Annotated in this window: 15 protein-coding genes and 1 pseudogene; 8 read left to right on the top strand and 8 right to left on the bottom strand. The window is 70.1% G+C overall.

The window, feature by feature from the left end:
• Window positions 1-45 precede the first annotated feature (45 nt).
• The gene (locus tag QBL25_RS01030; RefSeq protein ID WP_409055034.1) at window positions 46-1,137 is read left to right on the top strand and encodes a Gfo/Idh/MocA family protein; all 1,092 of its coding nucleotides are present in this window, start codon (window positions 46-48) and stop codon (window positions 1,135-1,137) included.
• Window positions 1,138-1,450: 313 nt separating this feature from the next.
• On the opposite strand, the gene QBL25_RS01035 is transcribed toward QBL25_RS01030, so the two are convergent.
• A complete protein-coding gene (locus tag QBL25_RS01035; protein ID WP_409055035.1) occupies window positions 1,451-2,347 on the bottom strand; it encodes an NADP-dependent oxidoreductase in 897 nt (298 codons plus the stop codon).
• A gap of 739 nt (window positions 2,348-3,086) precedes the next feature.
• On the opposite strand from QBL25_RS01035, the gene QBL25_RS01040 reads away from it, so the two are divergent.
• The 3 genes from QBL25_RS01040 to QBL25_RS01050 all read left to right on the top strand — a co-directional run bounded on the left by QBL25_RS01040 (window position 3,087) and on the right by QBL25_RS01050 (window position 6,413).
• Window positions 3,087-3,707: a HEAT repeat domain-containing protein gene (locus QBL25_RS01040; RefSeq protein WP_409055036.1), complete on the top strand. Its 621-nt coding sequence runs from the start codon at window positions 3,087-3,089 to the stop codon at window positions 3,705-3,707.
• Between the two features lie 908 nt (window positions 3,708-4,615).
• The gene (locus tag QBL25_RS01045) at window positions 4,616-5,308 is read left to right on the top strand and encodes a hypothetical protein (RefSeq protein ID WP_409055037.1); all 693 of its coding nucleotides are present in this window, start codon (window positions 4,616-4,618) and stop codon (window positions 5,306-5,308) included.
• Between the two features lie 745 nt (window positions 5,309-6,053).
• The gene (locus QBL25_RS01050; protein WP_409055038.1) at window positions 6,054-6,413 is read left to right on the top strand and encodes a hypothetical protein; all 360 of its coding nucleotides are present in this window, start codon (window positions 6,054-6,056) and stop codon (window positions 6,411-6,413) included.
• A 189-nt stretch (window positions 6,414-6,602) separates the two neighbouring features.
• Here the strand turns inward: QBL25_RS01050 and QBL25_RS01055 are convergent, their stop codons facing one another.
• The 4 genes from QBL25_RS01055 to QBL25_RS01070 form a co-directional block, all read right to left on the bottom strand.
• A complete protein-coding gene (locus QBL25_RS01055; RefSeq protein ID WP_409055039.1) occupies window positions 6,603-7,178 on the bottom strand; it encodes an RDD family protein in 576 nt (191 codons plus the stop codon).
• A 203-nt stretch (window positions 7,179-7,381) separates the two neighbouring features.
• Window positions 7,382-7,933: a hypothetical protein gene (locus tag QBL25_RS01060; RefSeq protein ID WP_409055040.1), complete on the bottom strand. Its 552-nt coding sequence runs from the start codon at window positions 7,931-7,933 to the stop codon at window positions 7,382-7,384.
• Between the two features lie 36 nt (window positions 7,934-7,969).
• On the bottom strand, window positions 7,970-8,923 hold the full coding sequence (locus QBL25_RS01065) for a hypothetical protein (RefSeq protein WP_409055041.1): 954 nt from the start codon (window positions 8,921-8,923) through the stop codon (window positions 7,970-7,972).
• Between the two features lie 1,565 nt (window positions 8,924-10,488).
• A complete protein-coding gene (locus QBL25_RS01070; protein ID WP_409055042.1) occupies window positions 10,489-11,898 on the bottom strand; it encodes an NAD(P)-binding domain-containing protein in 1,410 nt (469 codons plus the stop codon).
• A gap of 518 nt (window positions 11,899-12,416) precedes the next feature.
• Here QBL25_RS01070 and QBL25_RS01075 point away from each other — a divergent pair.
• The 4 genes and pseudogenes from QBL25_RS01075 to QBL25_RS01090 all read left to right on the top strand — a co-directional run bounded on the left by QBL25_RS01075 (window position 12,417) and on the right by QBL25_RS01090 (window position 14,827).
• Window positions 12,417-12,785: an ArsR/SmtB family transcription factor gene (locus QBL25_RS01075; RefSeq protein WP_409055043.1), complete on the top strand. Its 369-nt coding sequence runs from the start codon at window positions 12,417-12,419 to the stop codon at window positions 12,783-12,785.
• Between the two features lie 37 nt (window positions 12,786-12,822).
• Window positions 12,823-13,395, top strand: a complete 573-nt coding sequence (locus tag QBL25_RS01080) for a DinB family protein (protein WP_409055044.1) — start codon at window positions 12,823-12,825, stop codon at window positions 13,393-13,395.
• Between the two features lie 234 nt (window positions 13,396-13,629).
• Complete coding sequence (locus QBL25_RS01085) at window positions 13,630-14,445, top strand: MerR family transcriptional regulator (RefSeq protein WP_409062503.1); 816 nt, start codon at window positions 13,630-13,632, stop codon at window positions 14,443-14,445.
• A 50-nt stretch (window positions 14,446-14,495) separates the two neighbouring features.
• Window positions 14,496-14,827, top strand: a pseudogene (locus QBL25_RS01090) (YnfA family protein).
• A 45-nt stretch (window positions 14,828-14,872) separates the two neighbouring features.
• Here QBL25_RS01090 and QBL25_RS01095 read toward each other — a convergent pair.
• Genes QBL25_RS01095 through QBL25_RS01105 form a run of 3 tightly spaced genes read right to left on the bottom strand, consistent with a single transcriptional unit; the run spans window position 14,873 to window position 17,348 of the window.
• A complete protein-coding gene (locus QBL25_RS01095; protein WP_409055045.1) occupies window positions 14,873-15,931 on the bottom strand; it encodes an ArsO family NAD(P)H-dependent flavin-containing monooxygenase in 1,059 nt (352 codons plus the stop codon).
• The gene (gene arsB, locus QBL25_RS01100) at window positions 15,928-17,043 is read right to left on the bottom strand and encodes an ACR3 family arsenite efflux transporter (protein WP_409055046.1); all 1,116 of its coding nucleotides are present in this window, start codon (window positions 17,041-17,043) and stop codon (window positions 15,928-15,930) included. The genes QBL25_RS01095 and arsB overlap by 4 nt, the downstream gene beginning before the upstream one ends.
• A complete protein-coding gene (locus QBL25_RS01105) occupies window positions 17,043-17,348 on the bottom strand; it encodes an ArsR/SmtB family transcription factor (protein WP_409055047.1) in 306 nt (101 codons plus the stop codon). Before QBL25_RS01105 ends, arsB begins: the two co-directional genes overlap by 1 nt.
• Window positions 17,349-17,389: the final 41 nt, after the last annotated feature.

Raw genomic sequence — 17,389 nt, forward strand, 5'->3', positions numbered from 1 at the left:
CACACACCACGTCTTGCTTCAGCGAAAGAAACGGAACACCACATCATGTCAAGCAATCTCATTCGGGTCGGCATCATCGGCGCGGACACGAAGGCGAGCTGGGCGGGCGCCTCGCACATACCCGCGCTGGCGGCACAGCCCGACTTCCACCTGGCCGGTGTGGCGACGCGGCACGAGGAGAGCGCGCGTGGCGCTGCCGAGGCGTTCGGCGCCGAGCGTTGGTTCGCGGACCCCTACGCGCTCATCGGTGACCCTTCGATCGACCTCGTCACCGTCGCGGTGAAGGTCCCGGCCCACCGCGAGCTCGTCCTGGCGGCCCTGGCGGCGAACAAGGCCGTGTACGCGGAGTCGCCGCTGGGCGCGACCGTCGCGCAGACCGAAGAGATGGCTGACGCGGCCGGCTCACTGCACACCGCGATCGGCCTGCAGGGCCGGCTCAACCCCTCGGTCCGCCGCGCGGCGGAGATCATCGCTGAGGGCCGGCTCGGGCGGCTGCTCTCGGCCCGAGTCGCCGCCACGACCTTTGGCAACGGCCCGGAGTCGGTGAGCGCGTACGAGTACTTCGACAAGGCAGCGTCCGGAGCCGGTTTCCTCACCATCGCCGCGGGCCACGTCCTGGATGTGGTCGAGGCCGTTCTCGGCGACATCACCGAGATCGACGCCCGCACCGAACTCCTCTGGCCCCAGGTAAAGTTGGTCGACACAGGCGCGATATCTGTCCGCGAGGTCCCGGATCACCTCGACGCCATCGCCAAGACCTCCTCGGGGGCGCCGGTCGGGGTGCAGATCCTGGCGGGCGTGCCCGCCTCCGACGCCCACTTCAGTCTCGAAGTCCGCGGATCGGAGGGCTGGCTGAAGCTGACGGGCAACCACCCCGCGGGCGTCCAGGTCGGCGACCTCACCCTCTCGTCGAGCGTCGACTTCACCGCGCCCGACCGCCCGGTCGCCACCGGCGCGGGACCCACCGCCGCCGACATCTGGACGGGCGCTTCCATCAACGTCGGCGAGGTCTACGCCAGCCTGGCCCGCGACATCACAAACGGCACCCACCACACCCCGGGTTTCCGGCACGCCGCCCACAACAGCCGTCTCATCGCCCGAGTCGAACAAGCCGCCCGGACCGGCGTCCGGCACTGACGCCACCGCACCTCGCGGCACCGTGCCTTACTGCCGTGACGGATACGGCGACCGATCCGCGAGTACGGGCGGCCGACATAGGTTCGGACCCGCTGATGGGTTCCTGCGGGCCACCCCCATTGTCTTCTTCGCGGTCCTGCAAGAGGGCCGCTGGCCTCCGGGTCCGGCATGGCTGTTCCCCCTGTCGAACCGATGACGAACCGATGACCTGGGGGGGCGGTGCCACCGGGCCCGATCCGTTGCGGACTGGGACCGGTGATTGCGCGGGCGGCCGCTCGCGGTGTGGCTTCAGCGGTGCGGGAACAGGAACGGGTTACGGGACCAGGACGATCTTTCCCGTGGTGTGGCCGGCCATGATCTTGCGGTGGGCAGTGGCGGCCTCGCGCAGGGGGTAGCTGTCCGCAATCACGATGCGCAGGCGGCCTGCTGTCGCGGCTTCCGTGAGCTGCAGGCGGGCGGCTTGGCGGATCTCGGTGCCAGGATCCGCGCCCGGCACACCACCCAGAAGCTTGATTCCCGCGCGAGCCCCGCGCTCGTGGCCCGCGATGGTGGCGATACGCAAGCGGTCCGGCACGAGCTCCACGGAGACGTCCACCGCCTCCTCGGTGCCCACGAGAGCGGCGGCCGCGTGCACGCCCTCCGGCGCCACCGCGCGCACCCTGTCCGCCAGTCCCGGACCGTAGACGACCGGGATCGCTCCCAGCTCTCGCAGGAGGTCGTGCTTGGCCCGGCTCGCCGTGGCCACGACCGTCGCGCCGCGTGCCACCGCGAGCTGCACGGCCACGAGACCGACGCCCCCCGCGGCACCGTGGATCAGCACCGTATCGCCCTTGCCCAAGCCGATCGCCTCAAGCGTGTGTACGGCTGTGACCCCGGCGGCCAGCAGCCCGCCGGCCTGCTCCCAGGACAGGGCGACAGGCTTCGGGACCACGGACGGGGCCGGCACCACGATGTCGGCGGCGTAGGCCCCCGGTGCGGAGTAGGTGATCACTTCGTCACCCACTGCGATCGCACCTGAGGGGCCGAAGGCGTCGGTACCGACGGCTGTCGCCACGCCCGCAGCCTCGACACCGAGCCGCACCGGCAGTCTCTCGGGATCGGTACCAAAGGCACCGCTGTATGACTGGTAGTCGAAGGGATTGACGCCGGCCGCGCGGACCTTGATCCGTACCTCGTTCGGCCTCGGCTCCGGGATGGCGACATCGATCACCGACAGGACCTCGGGACCGCCATATGCGCCCGCCAGTACCGCAGTTGTTTCGCTCATACGAGAGGACAACAGGTGCGCGAGGTGCCCCATTCCTACGGTCCGACGGGTCCGATCACACGGGCCGGGCACGGTCGCGTCGCTCAGGGCCGGGGCGCCGCCCCCGTACGGGGACTCGTCCACGGATGCACGGCGAGAGCGATCTTGCCGCGCGGGCGTCCGCGTCCTTGGTCGACGGAGCCGCCTTCCAAGAGGCTGTGGGCGTGGGTGACATCGGCCAGCGGCAGCACGGCGCCGATCACCGGCCGGAGTGCTTTCCGAAGCCGCCGAAGGCGGTCAGTCTTCAGTATGAAGGGCTGGGCCACGATCCCATGTACCGAGACCTCGAAATCGGCAAACAAGAGCCGGGCGAGCTCCAATTCGGGACTCGTATGGCACGTGAGTCCGGGTGGTTGCTGACCAGTAGGTTCCCGCGTGGTGCCGTTGCCCCTTGTACCAACGGAAAGTCCGCCAAGGAGCAGCCGCCCTCAGTAGGTCGGCCCAAACCGATGGCCAGCGGCACCGGTGGCGAGGCAAGCTGCCGAACCTCCGCATGGCCCGAACCTGCCCGCCAAACAACGAGAAGACCAGTCCTGATCGGCTTCATTCCGGCGCCTGAGCACGCGAAGCGATCAACATCTTCACGTCTACCCACCGCAGGATAGAAAGGGCTCAGTGACGTCCGTATCCAGGAGGAAAGACCGTGGCTCTCGACGCCGTTGCAGCGATCCGCCAGCTTCAGGACCGGAGTTCCGCGAAGCGCCGCTCGGCCGCGAAGCGTCTGCGAACACTGGGCGACTCAGCCGCCGGTCCCGCCCTGCTCGAAGCCCTGAGGAACGAGGTGAAAGATGCGCGGACCTGGGAAACCCAATACCAGATGACGATGGCGCTCGGTACTTGCGGCTCCCCGTCCGACCTTCCCCATCTGCGAGATCTCGTCCTTCGACGCGACACTGTCCAGGCGGTTCACACTGCCGGGGGCGACGCCATCGTCCGGCTGAGCTATATGGAGCACTCCCACACCGAGGCGATTCGCTGGTGCATGAGTAGCGGTAACGAGAATCTTGTGGACGGAGCGATGCAGGCCGTGGCCATGCTCCGGCTTGCCCTGGACCAGGAAACCGTCACCGAAGTCCTCGACTTCATCGAAGCCAGGCCCCCACACGAGGGGATCTACTTCTGGCCCGCAGTGGCCGCGGCCGGCTGGACGGGGCAGCGAGCGCACGACTTCCTCACCTCCTGCGTCGACAGCCCCCGATCCGATGTCGCCGAAGCCGCCACGAACTCCCTTGCCGGGAACTACGGCGCCTACCGACCCTTGTAGACGGTCCCGCACCCCGGATTCGCCGTGAACCCGGGCCTCCTTACCCGAGAACCGGCTGTCGGACCCGTGGCTTCCTACCCCGGGCCCTTCAATCCTGGCGAACTAGCAGAGCTCTCGGGCCTCGGGGAGAACAGTTGGGCAACGGCTCCCGATCTCGTTCCGCCACTTCTCCCCGGGGCGAATCGTCACCGGGGCCGAAGCGAACAACAACTGACCGAGGGAGCCCTCCCGCTCCCACGCAGCCGCCTCCGGACGCGCTCCACGTCCACGGGCGCTCACCATCAACATCAACGCGCGGGGTTACCTGCGGAAGCAACACCCTCCGAAGTCGGCGCAGGTAAGGCTTCCCCTGCGTGGTCAGCTTCCCTGGCCGTGCGCTTCGCGATGCGAGGATTTGGTTGCGCTGCGGCCCTGGCGCGCATGGCGCGGACGCTCTTGCGCATCCGCCGGGCATCTGCCTGCTGCCGGCCGGCGCGATTGCTCATCTGCCGGGCCCGCTGGCGCAACTCTGAAAGCCATATAGAGGTCTGTGAAGACATTCCGGCCTTCTGTCCCCGCAGGACCACACCATGCTCAGCACGGACCACGGACCACGGACCACGGCCCGCTGCCCGCTGCCCGCTGCCCGGGCAAACCCGCCGTCCTACACTTCGCGCGTCACCCGGCCCACTGCATTGCCCTGACCTACCTCGTCGCGATGCATTCGGCCGTCTCCTCACGTGCTGTGCCCCCTTCGCTGCAGCATCCCGAGCTCGGTGCCAGAGCGGCAGGCTGGGCACGCGGCCATCTGACCCACCGCGAGCCCCTCCAACGCCTCCCCACGTGCGCCCCCCGGCCCGTCCGTTCCTCGCCCTGCCCGAGCAACACGCACTCTGCCACCGACTCTTGAGGTAGGACATAATCCCTGCATGGGCATGAATACCCAGGCGAAACCTTCCGCTGCAGGCCAGACCCCTCACCTGACGGACCGGGGCGGGTTCAGGGGCGATGAACAACGCCGGGCCGCCGACGAACGGGACGCCGTCGCAGACGAGCGAGAGGCCATCGCCGACGAGCGCGAAGCGGCCGCCGACGAACGCGAAACCCTCGCGAACGCGCGCCACGACCACCTCGCCGCCCAGGAAAGAGACTTGGACGCACGGCTCCGCGCCACTGGGCAGGCCGCTCCCAGCAGCCAGCAGCGTTCGTATGAGCGAATCGAGCAAGCCCAGGCTCTGTTGGGGGCCAGCTATGAGCGCCTGGCCCGGAGCCTGTCAGCACTGCGCCGCTCCGGCGCCGCAGAAGCACGGGAGCAACGCGCCGTCCACCAGGAAACGGACCTGCCCGGCGCACGAACAACAGCCCACGGCCCGGAAGCAGCGGCAGACCTGCAGGCCTGGGTCGACCGACTCCGCGAGCAGGCCTCAACGGCTGCCGAGACGCTGGCAGCGGGCGAAGACGCCCTGGCGCACGCATGCCTGGCGCAACACCGGCCCCAACAAGCCGCCGAGCACCAGCGCAACGCCGCGCAGGCCCGCACCGCGGTCAGCGTTCTGCGCGCCCTGACCCAGCCGCCCAAGGATGACGACGGCACCACGCCGCTTCCCCGCTCACCAGCCTGACTACAGGCCGCTCCTCGACCCGCTTCGCCCCGCGTTTTCTACAGCTTGCTACACGGCCCTCACCTCGTACGAGCCGGTAGAGCCGCTGACTCGGGACTTGTTCGACGCCGACGGGGTACTCGGCCGTCGTGCGGCACCGTGAGAAGCCAGACGCGGCCGCCGCCGAGTCGCTCAACGGCGGCGGCCGCCCAGGCGCGGGGCATGGCTCCCCCATCTCCTCCGCGCCGGCGTCCTCACGGGCCGAGGGATACAGGATCAACCCCGGACCGGTGCGTGAGGACGTCTAGCCGGGGTCGCGTTCGCTGCAGAGCGTTACCCCGGCCGCATGGGGCCCTTCCTCCGTGCACGCCCAGGGTCCGGGGGGGGGGGAGCAGAATCATGGTGCCCCGTCGTCGGGTCTCCACGCCAGGCCGTCGGCGAAGATCTGTCGGCTCGACGCGCACCCGCGACGGCAGATTGTTGCGTTCGGTGAGTGGCCTTCGGGGGCTGCCTACCACTCGTCCGCCTTCCTCAGGGGAGGCTGAGGCGCGGGTCTCGGCCTGTGGGTGCAGATCGCCCGTAGGTCATCCGATCGCCGGCGCCGCGGACCGCGGTGAGGGGTGTGGCCGTCGAAAACGTCGGCTGATGGTGATGGCGGGCACCGGCAGGGGCCGGTCTGCCGCCGAACCAGTCGTCGTATGGGCGTTGAGTCCCGGATGATGCCGTTTTCACCCAGTGCCACGTACCGGGATGCCATGATGGAACGATGGCTTCTTCGGTTCCTGCGCCGCAGGCAGTGTTCGTCACCGAGTGGACGGATCTGTTCGTGGTGGTGATCGCGGGCGATTTCGAGAACCGGTCCGAACTCGATCTGTTGGACATGGCGCTGGAGTCTGGTCGTGTGGCGGGCAAGCACATCGTGGTCGATGTGTCCCGCGTCGAGTGCATGAACGCTGAGGTGCTTGGCGCGCTGCTGAGGCATCGAAGCGGGACGGGCCGCCTTCCCTGGCTTGTCGGCCCCCTGAGCTTGTCCACGAAGCGGCGACTGGAGGTGACGGGGACCCTCACCCGCTTCCGGGTCCTTCCGACCTTGCTGGAGGCGACGGCGCAAAGCCGGGCCGAGTGATTTTCTGCGGGGCAAGGCGCCTGGCTCCAGGACGCTCCCGTGTCTGGCGTCGAAGACGACGAGGATGTCGAGGATGTCGCGGTCGCCTACCAGACAGCGGCCCATCTCGATGCAGTCGGTGACCATCTGGCGGACCAGGACCGGACAGGTCGGGGCCGGTGTCTCCTTCGCTTCTGCTCCTCCGCTCGCTTACCAGCCGCCTACGGCAGGCTGCCTGGCAGGTTCGACGTCAGCGCCGACGACGACCACCCCGGTGATCTTGTCGGCGAAGGTCTGCTTCTTGGTGTCCCAGATGGCCCACCACCAGCCCAGCCCGAACACCGGCCAGTTGAGGAACTGGCAGAGGCGACGGCTCAGCGCAAGGCCCACGCCGGGCGCGAGTCCGTCGCTGTCCCGCACGGCGCGGATAGCGAAGAACGCCTTGCCCACGGTCTGCCCGGTACGGCCCTCACGGATCAGCTGAAGCACGACAGCGACCAGCATGGCGAGGATGCCTACCCAGCTCACGATCGACGCAGGGACCTCACCACTGTCGCCGGAACTCTGCTCGTCGATGGCATACCCGACGCCCATCAGGACCCACATCGGCCCGAAGTTGATCAGGCAGTCGAGGAAGAACGCCTCGGCCCGCGGCAGCCACGCAGCGTACGACGCGTACTGCTCCGCATACCGGGGGTATGTGGGGTGATGCGGCGGATATGAGGGCCAGGTCTCCTGCTGTGGTGTCGGGTAGCCGGGCGGGCCTTCCGGCCTGGGGTAGGTCACTTGAGATTCCTTCGTGGTTCGGGGCGACTGCGCATCACACAGAGTACGAATGTGTGTACGGCCGGGTGGGGCTGGGGCCCGGTGGGAGGCAGGTTCGGTGACGCATGGAAGGCTCACGTGGGCGGCGCCAGCTGGCTGTGGGCGGTCGAGGGTGGGCCTGGACGTGATCGACAGACGATCGGGGCGCCAAGTGCCGGGCCGTCTCACGAAGCGGGCCAGGCATGGGGCAGCAGGCCACCGCCCGGCCAGAGCGGGTGTTCGGCTTCTGCGGCGCTGAGCTGTCTGCGCAGTGCGGCCAGGACAGCCGAGCGCTGCTCGGGTCCGTGGATCTCCCGGCGTCCGGTGTCCGGGTTGTAGTTGATCACCTGGCTGTTGGGTCCGTTGCAGATCAACGCCCGCTCCAGGGCGGGCAGCCCCACGCTCAGGGAGTCGCAGGAGCCAAAGCGCGTGAGGGTGAGCAGGTCGTGCACGACCCTTTCCCAGTCGGCGACCCGGTGCCATCCGGTGCCACCGTCCAGCTCGTGGGTGAGCGTGGCCAGTGGGACGATCTCGCCTTCGGCGCGCGAGCCGTTGACCAGAACGCGGTGGGTGCGGGCGCCGTCGGGCTGGCGTACATGGGGGTGCAGCAGGGTGTCGGCGGCGACGATGGTGCAGTTGACCTCGCGCAGGCCGTGCGGCGGGAGGTAGGGCTCGTGAGCGAAGAGGAGATAGGTACGGCTCGTGGCGGACTGCTCGTGCACGGGGTGCGTGGTCATGGCGTATTCCTCCGGGTCGTGGCGGATCAGGGCCATTCAGGCTTCACCGGTGCGCGTCGGGGCGAGGCGTGTGCGACCGGCGCGTACGGCCGTGTCGATCGCGTGCAGGTGCCCGGCGGCGTGGTGGCTGGCCGCGGCGGCCTGCCGCAGCTGCGCGGTGACCTCCTCAAGTGCCTGCACGGGTACGTCGGTGTGGCCGGAGCAGGGCGCGGGCCGAGCGGAGGACAGCAGTGGTGCGGCGATGATGTCGTCCAGGTGCTGCTGGGCCAGGCGGGCGTCCTGGGCCTGCCAGGCCAGTTCCGCCAGCAGGCCCTCGTACAAGTGCAGGTGGGAGTCGACCCCTTCACGGGGCCCAGGGGCTGCGGCCAGACCGGCGACCGCGTGCAGGAAGCGGTGCCCCAGCTGGACGGCGCAGGCGAGTTCCGGGGGCTGTGAGGTGCGGGCGCTGTCGGTGATCTGTGCCTGCCAGTCGGCCAGGCGCAGCATGAGCGGCAGAGCCTGGGGGTGGTCGACCACGTGCGCCAGACGGCGTGCCCGGCGGTCGAGGCGGGCAGGCAGGCGGTCGACGAGGAGGGGTGGCAGCAGCGTCAGGGGCAGTACGAGGCTCAGGGGCAAGCCGCGGCCCAAGGCGCAGATCATCCCGAGGAGGCTGAGAATGCCGGCGTTCAGGGTTGCCGCCGTGACGGTGCCCCCGTGGTCGAGGGCGATGCGCGTGGGCGACCGGCGGGTGATCCAGCGCCGGGCCCAGCGGACGCGCGACGTCATCTCATGCGGCAGCACGCCCATCTCCAGCGGCAGTTGCACCACGGGGTCGGCGGCGTTCCAGCACAGCCATCCCCAATCCGTACGCTCGTAGCAGCGCACGAGGGCACCACGCGTGGGGAAGGCCTGGAGCTGCAGGTGTGCGCGGCGCTGTTCGCGCTCCCAGCGCTCCGGCTGCGAGGCGAAGGGCGTCAGGGGTGCGCTGAAGGGATGGTGGCGGTCGGTCATCGGTCCTCGATTTCAGATCCCAGGGCGACAGTGCGGAGCGGAGCTTCGAGGTTCGGCGGTGGTGTGTCTGATCAGGTCGTGGCGCGCAGAAAGCGGCGGCCATCTCCCTGCGGGTCGGTGCGGCGTGGGGGCTGGTGCACGTGCGGCACACGGGCTGATCCAGACAGGCGGCTGCCCCAACCCCAGCCGCGCGCACGGCCAGGACCGGTGTCTGGCCGTGCGGTCGGTGCGGTGGCGGTCTGCGCCGCTCCCGGCTGGGCAGCGATGATCGCCCCGAAGGTGTGACGCAGCGGCCCGGGCCGCTGCCGACAGGTGCTGACGTGCCGCACCTGCCCGCCCCTCCCGCCGGAGTCCAGCAAGTCCTGGACAGCCAAGCCCAGATCGGTCAGTACCTGCCCGGACAGCGGCTCAGGCTGCACGGCGCTGATCGACGGGAACAGGTGCTCGCCGGGCACGACAGGAACGCTGTCTTGCCGAGCGGGGACCTTTGGGTGCCGTGGGCTCTGGCGGGCGCGCTCCGCATGCGGAACATCGCTCACGCGCGCACACGGCTCGGGAGGCATGGGCAGAGGGAGGGCCGGAGTCGGTGTTCCGGGCGACGCTCGACGCGTGGTCGCCCAACCGGTCGTACAGATGGGTCGGAACATCGGCGACGGCGTAGCTGACATCGCCCAGGGTGCCGCCCGCGCGCCGACCACAGGTCCGCGTGAGGCGGCCGCACTTCCCCAGGTCATGCAGAGCGGCCCCCTGGCACTGCTGTCCTCGGGTGCGCAGCGGGCAAGTTCGGCCAACCTCAACCGCCACGCGTCGCGGTGCGTCGAGATCCGACCGAAGATGCCCTTCGCCTTGGAGGAGATCCGTGGACCCCGGAAGGAGGCTTGGGTGATCTTTGTAGGGCGATCCCCCCTCATCTCCCCACGGTGGATCCCGGCCCAGTGGCCCGTCATCGCCGCGCGCCTGCCATGGCTCCGCGTGTTTCTACGGAGAGCCGGCGTCCGCCGGGCCCCGTAACGCTGTTCGGCCTCGGCGGCTCGAGAAAGGAGCGGTTGTGGTTCATAGAAGGAGAGAAGCCGGCCGCCCCGACCAGCTCCCCGACCACCAAGCCCCCACCGCCATCACAAGACAGCTACGACCGCGGCCGAGTGCGGTGGTCGGGCCGACCACCGGGCTGTCGGGCGCGCAGCCGACGGCCAGCCAGGCGGGCGGCCGGAGCCGGTGAACTCATAGGACCGATCCGCAGGGCGACGCCAGGCTTCTTCCTTCGGCCCCGGCACGCTCGGCGCCGCGCTCGACGCAAATGCTCTGCGACCACGGCGTTGCCTTAGGCGTCGGATTCCGGCTGTCGGTCCTACAAGTGCGTTGTGCCAGCGGTGCGGAGGAGTGCGCCCTCGGTCCTTTGATCAGGCCGGGGACGATGCGCTGCTCGTACTGGCACTCCCCCGGCCGGTAGCGTCGGGCGTCAGAGTCCCCGCACCGCGCTGCCCGCGACGGGCAGCGCGGTGCGGGGCCGCGACCGGTCCCCCGTTCCGGTCGCGGCCCTGCCCCGTGCCGGGTGTGGAAGGCGGTCACGGGGCGCAGCAGCCGCCCGCCGATGCCTGCGCCTGCTCGGGCTCGGGCTCGGCTGCCGGACCGGCGCTGATCTGGACCGCTACCGGGGCGGGAGCGCAGCAGCCCGCATCGTTTGCCTGGTCGGCTTCGGGTGTATCGAAGAGGCCTGCGCCGCCGCAGACTCCGGTCTCCGGCAGGGTCAACTCCACGCGCTCGGCGGCCTCCTGGTCGCCGGCGAGGGCCGCGGCGATGGAGCGGACCTGCTCGTAGCCGGTCATGGCCAAGAAGGTCGGGGCACGGCCGTAGGACTTCATGCCGACCAGGTAGATGTCCTGCTCGGGGTGGGAAAGTTCCTTCACGCCGTGCGGGTAGACGGTGCCGCAGGAATGCTGGTTGGGGTCGATCAGCGGGGCCAGCTGGACGGGTGCTTGCAGGCGCTCATCCAGGTTCAGGCGTACCTCGTCGAGGAAGGACAGGTCGGGGCGGAAACCGGTCAGCACGATCACCTCATCCACCGCCTCAAGACGCCGCCCGTCCTCGCCCACCAGAATCAGGCGGCCCTGGCCGTCGCGCTCGAGGGCCTCGGTGCGAAAGCCGGTGACGGCATCGGCGTGCCCCTGGTCGACGGCGGCCTTGGCGGCCAGGCCCAACGCGCCGCGGGCGGGCAGTTGGTCGGCCTCGCCGCCGCCGAAGGTGGCGCCGGACAGGCCACGGCGCAGCACCCACAGGGCCTTCGTTCCCGCGCCGTCCTCGCTCTTGGCCAGATCGGCCAGGTAGGCCAGCGCGGTGAAGGCGGAGGCGCCCGAGCCGATGACGGCCGTGCGCCTGCCCGCATAACGCGCCCGCACCGCAGGGTCCTTGAGGTCCGGGACCCGGTAGGTGAGACGGTCGGCCGCGCTTTTTTCGCCGAGCGCGGGCAGACCACCTGCGCCTGCGGGGCTGGGGGTGCTCCAGGTGCCGGAGGCATCGATCACCGCACGGGCGAAGACACGCTCCTCGCGGCCATCGGCCCGGCGGTAGTGGACGGCGAACGGCTGGTCCTGGCGGTCGGCATCCACGAGCCGGTCGCGGCCGACCCGGGTGACCCCGGTGACGGTGGCGTCGTAACGGACCTGCCCGGCCAGAACGTCGGCCAGCGGCTGGAGGTAGAGCCTGGCCCACTCGCCGCCGGAGGGGTACGTGCTCGCCTCGGGCTTTGTCCACCCGGTGGGGGCGAGCAGCTTCTCGGCGGCCGGGTCGGTGACTTCGCCCCAAGGCGAGAACAGCCGCACGTGCGCCCACTGGCGCACGGCCGCCCCGGCCACCGCCGCGGCCTCCAGGACCAGGGGCTCAAGACCGCGGTCGATGAGGTGGGCGGCGGCGGCCAGGCCGCTGGGCCCGGCCCCGATCACGACGACGGGCAGCTCGGTGGTGGCGGGCGTAGGCACGGCGACTCCTCGGCTTGATTCGACATCCGTCGATGGCTTGCGCCGCCAGCATCGCAGCTGATGCGACGGCCGTCAATATAGATGTTTGTCGAATCAGTGAGTCGTTGAGGGAGTACGTGGACGTCGCGGCGATCGGCGGGGGGACGGTCGGGGCTGACCACCGCCCGCGCCCTTAGCCAGGACGGGATCGCTCCGGTGGTGCTGGAGGCCTCGGACCGGGCGGGTCGGCTCGTGGCCGCGCTGCCACGATCCCCTCCCCCTGCTCTCCCCCGCCCGCTACGGCTCACTTCCCGGGCTGCCGTTCGGCGGAGACCACGCCACCGCGACGCAGTCGCGCTCTCCCGCCCCGAGCTGGCCTTCGTCGGGCCGCAATGGCAGCGCAGCCCGTCCTCTGTCTCCCTGCGCGGGGTCGGCCGCGATGCGATGCGCACAGTCCGGCGCCTGGCGGCCCGCCCGGCCCGGATATGACCCGGCAGCCACCGGGCGCCACTTGGTTCGGCGTATGTCAATATAGACGTATGTCGAATGCGCAGGCGATGTTGCAGCTCGCTGACGACGGGGGCAGCGCGGCGGAGCCGTGCTGCCCGCCGCTGACCGAGCGTCCCTTCACCGCCGAGGAGGCGGTGCGGACGGCCGCGATGTTCAAGGCGCTGGGTGATCCGGTCCGGCTGCGGCTGTTCACGGCCGTCGCCTCGCGCGAGGGCGGCGAGGCCTGCGTGTGCGACATCTCCGATGTCGGGGTCTCCCAGCCGACCGTCTCCCACCACCTGAAGAAGCTCAAGGAGGCGGGTCTGCTGGTCTCCGAGCGACGCGGCACCTGGGTCTACTACCGGGTCGAGCCCTCGGTCCTTGCCGCGATGGGGCAGCTGCTCGGTTCCCCGGGCTGAGCCGCTCGGCAGACTCCCGGGAGGAGTGGGGAGTGCGATGTGTGCATCATCGCCGGACCGTCAGGCGATTCACGAGGAGTTGGAACGGGCCCGTAGGGCGTTCCACCAGCTCCTCGATGACGCCGGTGCCGCCGACTTGCGCCGGCCCACCAGGGGCACCCGGTGGACCAATCAGCAGCTGTTGTTCCACATGCTGTTCGGGTACATCCTGATCCGGCCGCTGCTGATCCTGCTGCGCATCTTCGGGCGGCTGCCGCGCCGGGTCGGCCGGGGCTTTGCCCGGCTCCTCAACGCCGGGACCAAACCTTTCGACGTGGTGAACTACCTCGGCCCCGTCGCTGGTGCGAGGCTTTTGGGACGCCGCCGTATGGGGACCGCGTTCGACCGCATGATCGCGTTCCTGCATCGTCGGCTCGACGCCGAGCGGGAGGGCGACTTCGGGCTCGCCATGCCCTATCCCACGCGCTGGGATCCCTTCTTCCGTGACGTCATGACCGTCGCGGATCTGTACCGCTATCCGGCCCGGCACTTCGACTTCCATCGCGCCCAGCTCACCCTGTCCGGCCGACAAGGACCGCGGACCGGGAAAGGGCCGCAACCGCGCGGCTAGCTCGCCTCGGTGGACGACAGCGCGCCGATCTCGCCGGCCGCATCGACTGCGGGGCGCCCCACGCCGATCAGGGTGGCGCAGGCGGGGTCCGGTCCTTCAGTGTGCTCGCCCGCTGGGTGGACGCAACGGGCGTGGCCCGCTGGGTGGACGCGACGGGCGTGCCCCGCTGGGCTGTCGGCGACGTCCGGTGTTGACCTTCGAGTCAGGTCGAAGGTTTACCGTCAGCAGGTGGGCATGATGCGTATCTCCCAGCTGGCCGAGCGGTCCGGCATCCCGGCCACCACGCTGCGCTTCTATGACAGCGTCGGCCTTCTGCCAGCCGACCGCACCCCCTCCGGCTACCGCATGTACGACGAAGACGCCGTCGAGCGGCTGTCGTTCATCGCCACCGCCAAGCGCCTGGGCCTGCCCTTGGAGGACATTGCCAAGCTGCTGACCCTGCGCGACTCCGCGGCCTGCGCCGACGTCAAGGCCACCCTGCGGCCACGCCTCACCGCCCGGATCGCCGACGCCGGAGCCCGGGCAGTAGAGCTCGCCGGGTTCACCGCCACCTTGCACCGGGCACTGGAACACCTCGACGCGCTGCCCGACCGGTCCGGCCCCTGCGATCCCACATGCGACTTCCTTGACCGCCCGACACCCGCCTCTCGGCCGGTGGAGGTACCCCCGCTTCTCGGCCCCGAAGCCGCCGAAGCCGCCGAAGCCGCCGAAGCCGCCGAAGCCGCCGAAGCCGCCGAAGCCGCCGAAGCCGAACGGTGGCGTTGCGCCCCGGTCACCTGCTCACTGACCGCCACACGACTGAGCGATCGCACCGTCCGGTGGCACGAGGCGGTCCACGGAGCCGAACGCGCCGCGATACCCGAGGGCCTTCGGCTGACGCTGCCCGCCGCGCGAGCCGGGGCACTGGCCGAACTCGCCGCAGCCGAACAGCAATGCTGCCCCTTCTTCGACTTCCGCCTTCACTTCGACGGGCCCGTGCTGCACCTGGACGTCCGCGCCCCGCAGGAGGCCGCCGGCATGATGGCCGAACTCCTTGGCCCGTCGGCATGACGGGGGCCCGCCCGGCCGATCTCTCCGTTGCTTCCTCGCAGAGTCCCGCCGTGCTTGTCGCTCGCTCCGTGGCGCCGCTCGTCGTCGTTGCCCTCGTTGACATCGCTGGCACCTGCCTGGTCTGACAGGGGGCGCGCGAACACCGCGGCCGGCCTGGATCGGCTCCGGCGTCATCGCCTTGGGCGTGTACGGTTTCGTCGCGACGCTCCCACCGGATGCTGCATTCAGCCGCATCCTCGCCGCATACGGCGGCCTCTTCGTCGTCGGATCGATCGCCTGGGGCATGGCCGCCGACGCCTATCGCCCCGACCGCCACGGCATCGTCGGCGCCGTGGTCTGCCCCGTCGGCACGGCCGTGATCATGTACGCACCACGGGGCTGAACGCACTGCCTGATGCCCGGCGCGCAAGCTTTCCGTCGGCCGGTGTCAATGCAGCAGGCTGCGGATCTGGCGGGCGGCGTCCCGGGCCGGGCGGCCGACGCCGATGAGGGTGGCGGAGGCCGGGCCGGTCCAGTCGCCGTAGCCGAGCAGGTGCAGCCGCGGTTCGCCCAGAGCGCGCGTGCCCTCGGTGGGGATGCGCCCGCGCGAACCCCGCAGACCCAGCGGCGCGAGGTGGGACAGGGCGGGGCGGAAACCGGTGCACCAGATCACCGCATCGGCCTCGGCCCGGCTGCCATCCGCCCACTGGACCCCGTCCGCAACCAGGCGCTGGAACATCGGCGCGGCCTTGAGGAGCCCGCCGTCGCGCGCCGCGCGGACCGGCGGGACAGCGACGATGTCACCGAGCGAAGCCACCCCGCCGGTATCGGCTGCGCCCTGGTCGAGGGCACGGCGGCGGGCGGTCGCGGCGTCGAACAGGGCGCGCCCGTCGATGTCGTCGGCCAAGAACCGCGCCGGACGCTGGGTGACCCAGGTCAGCTCAATGCCGGCCAGGGCGAGATCGGCGGCGATCTGCGCGCCGGAGTTGCCTCCGCCGACCACGACGACCCGCTGCCCGGCGAAGTCGGCCGGATTGCGGTAGCCGACCGTGTGCAGCTGGCGGCCGGCGAACACCCCGCGGCCCGCGACCGCGGGCAGGAAGGGACGCCACCAGGTGCCGGTCGCCGAGATGACCGCCCGCGCCGACCAGGCGCCCGCATCCGCCTCCACCCGCAGCCGCTCGCCTTCGGGCCGTACGGCGCTGACCCGGACCGGGCGCTGCACGGGCAGGTCGTAGCGCTGTTCGTAGTCGGCCAGGTAGTCCACGACGTGTCCGGCGTCCGGGTAGGTTTCACCGCTCTGGGCGGGCATGGGCCGCCCCGGCAGGGAGGAGAAGGCAGCCGGGGAGAAGAGGTGGAGCGAGTCCCAGGTGTGCCGCCAGGCGCCGCCGGGCGTGGACTGTGCGTCGAGGATGACGAAGCCCACGCCTTGGCGGCGCAGGTGGTAGCCGGCGGCGAGCCCGGCCTGCCCGCCGCCGATCACCACCACATCCGCCGTGCGCGTCACGAGGCCGTGCTCACCGCGTCCGCGGCGAACTTCCGGCGCCAGGCCAGCGCGACGTACACCAGGCCGATCAGGACGGGGACCTCGATGAGCGGGCCGACCACCCCGGACAGCGCCTGGCCGGAGGTGACGCCGAAGGTGGCGATGGCCACGGCGATGGCCAGCTCGAAGTTGTTGCCCGCGGCCGTGAACGCGAGGGTCGCGGTGCGGTCATAGGCGAGGCCAAGTCCCTTGCCCAGCAGGAACGTACCGAAGAACATCACCGCGAAATACACCAGCAGCGGCAGCGCGATGCGCACGACGTCGACCGGCTGCGAGGTGATGGTCTTGCCCTGCAGCGCGAAGAGGATGACGATCGTGAACAGCAGGCCGTAGAGCGCCCAGGGGCCGATCTTGGGAAGGAAGTTGGACTCGTACTTCTGACGGCCCATCTTCTTCTCGCCGATGCGGCGGGTGAGGAATCCGGCAAGCAGGGGGACGCCGAGGAAGATGACGACGTTCAGCGCGATCTTCCACATGGAGATGTCGAGCTTCTCGCCATCGCCCAGGCCCAGCCAGCCCGGCAGCAGGTCGAGGTAGAGCCAGCCCAGCAGGCCGAACGCGATGACCTGAAAGACGGAGTTCAGGGCGACCAGGACGGCGGCGGCTTCGCGGTCGCCGCAGGCCAGGTCGTTCCAGATGATGACCATGGCGATACAGCGGGCGAGCCCGACGATGATCAGGCCGGTGCGGTACTCGGGCAGGTCCGGCAGAAAGATCCAGGCCAGCGCGAACATGACCGCCGGGCCGACGATCCAGTTGATGACCAGCGAAGATGCCATCAGCTTGCGGTCGCCGGTGACCGAGTCGAGCTTGTCGTAGCGGACCTTGGCGAGCACCGGATACATCATGATCAACAGGCCGATGGCGATCGGCAGCGAGATGCCGCCGATCTCGACCTTGGCCAGCGCGTCATTCATGCCCGGAATCAGCCGCCCGAGGCCCAGGCCGACACCCATGGCGATGAGGATCCACACCGCGAGGTACCGGTCCAGGGTGGAGAGCTTGGCGACGATGCCGTCGCCGGACGGCGCCGCTTGCTCATCGTCTTGCGGGGTGGTGTCGGTGCGGCTCATCAGCAGGCCCTCTTGTTGTCAGCCGCGGTGTGGGCGGAGGCGGCCAGTTCGGCGAACCGTTCGGAAATCGAGGCCAGGACCTCGGGGCGCAGCTTGTAGTAGGTGAAGCGGCCACACGGCTCGGTCTCCACCAGGCCGGCCTCGCGCAGCACCTTCATGTGGTTGGAGAGGTTGGTCTGCTTGGCGCCGGTCTCCTCCACCAGGTGCGTCGTACAGAGCGTTTCCTGGGCGAGCAGGGTCACGATTTTCAGGCGGAGCGGGTCACCGAGCACCCGGATCACATCAGCGTCGACTGAAGTCAGCATGCACTGATACTGTCACATCATTCGGAGCTGATACCAGTCCG

The organism is Streptomyces sp. SYP-A7185 (assembly GCF_046103685.1).
Lineage (GTDB): Bacteria > Actinomycetota > Actinomycetes > Streptomycetales > Streptomycetaceae > Streptomyces.